Here is a 2095-nt window from a genome sequence, read left to right as displayed (position 1 = left end):
CAGTTGAGCGACTCAGGACCAGCTGCCGTTGGGCCCAGCGTGTGTTCAATCCAACCGTCCCGGGCCCGCGCTGAAGTCACCTTCGAGACCCTGCGCGAGGCTGAGCCCCGGGGGAGGTACATGATCAGCCCCTGCATCGCGGGCATGTCCGGCGGGGGTGTGCAATACATGTCCACGACAACTCGCCGCTGCTCAGAGGGTGTGCGCGCAGGCGTGCCGTGCACATGTACGGCGGGCACGGCACGGCACCCGGCGTATGCGGTTTCAGTCTTTGAGCCGCCTTATCAGTCGTATACCTCGCGACGGTGCGCAGCTCGCACGACGAAGACAGTCAGCTCTGAGTCGAATACGTCGTAAAGGACTCGGTAGTCCCCGATCCGGATGCGCCAGGCGGTCCGCTCTCCGACGAGTTTTCGCGCCCCGTGGGGTCGGGGGTCTTCTCCCAGGTCCTCGATGGCGTCGAGGACACGATCGCGCGCCGGTCTCGGCAGCTTCTTTACCTGCCGCGCTGCCGCCGCGGTGAACTCGACCCGATAGCTCACGAAGCGAGGTCGGCGCGGAGCTCCTCCAGCGTCACCCGCGTGCCGTCATCGGCGGTCTTAGCCTCACGGTAGGCGGCAACGTCCTGAGCCATCTCGAACTCTTCGAGGGCTTCCACGTCGGCAACGCTGACCACCACGGCGGCGAGCTTGCCGTTGCGTGTCACACCGATGCGCTCACCGGCGTACATCGCCCGGCCGAGCACGTCGGCGAGCTTGCTGCGCAGCTCTCGCGTCGAGATCTCGGTCCTCACGGTATCCATGCGGTCAAGTGTACGCTTATGAAACTGTGTACACAATCTGATGGTCGGGGCGGAGTGTTTAGCGCGTCAACGCTTATCCAGGAAGAGTCGCCGACCATGCCTAGCGACATGCGACCCGTCACCCCTGCCGACATGTTTTCCGACAGGGGTGGCGGCGTGTCGGGATACACCCTGTGAACAGTGGCGGCACCCTTACGACATGACCGCTGACGGTGGATCGCACAACAGACCGGGACAGGTGTCTTCCGACATGGGCCCACCACGCTGGTCGGCAGTGCAAGCCGCCCGCGAAACAGGGGTATCCCGCAGCACGATCCATGAGGCGCTCAAATCGGGACGCCTGCAAGCAACCAAGGACGACGCCGGGGCATGGAGGATCACCCCGGATGCGCTACGGGCAGCCGGGTTCGCACCGGGCAGACAGACCAAGGTCCACCAGTCGTCCGAGGCCCGGGACCACGACGACACGGCACGATTGCGGCTCGAACTAGCCGAAGCCCGAGCAGATGCCCGCGTGGCCGTGGTCGAGCGAGACGCCGAGCGTCGGCTCCGTGAGTCCGTCGAGCGTGAGCGAGACCTGTATCGCCGGATGATCGAGGCACCGACGTCATCGGCTCCAGAATCACCACGAAACGCTGCGCCCCCTATTCCTGACCAAGTACCCACCCTCGGCCCCTATAGGCAGCCACGAGCGAATGTCAGTCGTCTCCGGCGGGCGTGGAACGTCTTGCGGTACTAGCTGGCCGCATCGCCCGGCATCGGGCCAACCACATCACTCGCGGCAGACCAAAAGTTGAGCGGCTTCGATGCACGTTGAACGTGGCTCGGTTCGGCTAAACGTAACCCTGGGGTGTCTCTGTTGGATGTAGAGAGTGTGAACCCACTCGAAAAGTTCGACGTGAAGGCCTCAAGCCGAAGGGGGGAAACGGCTGGCTCGACTGGCTGGACCACCCGCGAAACAACCGCTCGCGGACAGACGAGCAAGGCCCGCCCCCGTTGCGAGTGCCAGGAGGATTACTGATGCAGTTCGATTACACGCCCGAAGAGAAGAAGCGGACAATCCTTATCGTCTCGCTGATCGGCGCGATCATCGTGGTGGGGCTGGTACTCGTGGGCGTCGTGGGGTACATATTCGACACCCAGTCGGGTGGAAAATCCTCGTCAACGTCAACGCCAAGTGCTCCTCAGACCAAGGCTGAACGCATCACCGCAGAGTTCCACAAGATCGGTGTCTATGCGCAGGGCAGTTCGTCCGAGTTCGACCTTGCAGACGCTGTATGTAGGGACTCGGCT

General features: G+C 63.5%; 3 protein-coding genes. 1 reads left to right on the top strand and 2 read right to left on the bottom strand.

Translation table 11 applies throughout. The features are described 5' to 3' along the window. Window positions 1-284: 284 nt before the first annotated feature. Window positions 285-542 carry a type II toxin-antitoxin system RelE family toxin gene (locus DCI01S_RS16355; RefSeq protein ID WP_061230193.1) on the bottom strand — a complete coding sequence of 86 codons (258 nt, stop codon included), beginning with the start codon at window positions 540-542 and terminating at the stop codon, window positions 285-287. Next, window positions 539-802, bottom strand: coding sequence for a type II toxin-antitoxin system prevent-host-death family antitoxin (locus DCI01S_RS16350; RefSeq protein ID WP_061230192.1), 264 nt, complete (start codon window positions 800-802; stop codon window positions 539-541). Before DCI01S_RS16350 ends, DCI01S_RS16355 begins: the two co-directional genes overlap by 4 nt. Before the next feature lie 1020 nt (window positions 803-1822). On the opposite strand from DCI01S_RS16350, the gene DCI01S_RS16345 reads away from it, so the two are divergent. After that, window positions 1823-2095: hypothetical protein (locus DCI01S_RS16345; RefSeq protein WP_156482668.1), on the top strand; the 273-nt coding region annotated here is incomplete at its 3' end.

The sequence above is a fragment of the Dietzia cinnamea NBRC 102147 genome, from assembly GCF_001571065.1.
GTDB classification, from domain to species: domain Bacteria; phylum Actinomycetota; class Actinomycetes; order Mycobacteriales; family Mycobacteriaceae; genus Dietzia; species Dietzia cinnamea.
This window is presented reverse-complemented; position numbering and strand designations above follow the sequence as displayed.

Coding starts and splice junctions, on each gene's coding strand:
- DCI01S_RS16350 (WP_061230192.1), bottom strand. CDS start 802: ATGGATACCGTGAGGACCGAGATCTCGACGCGAGAGCTGCGCAGCAAG.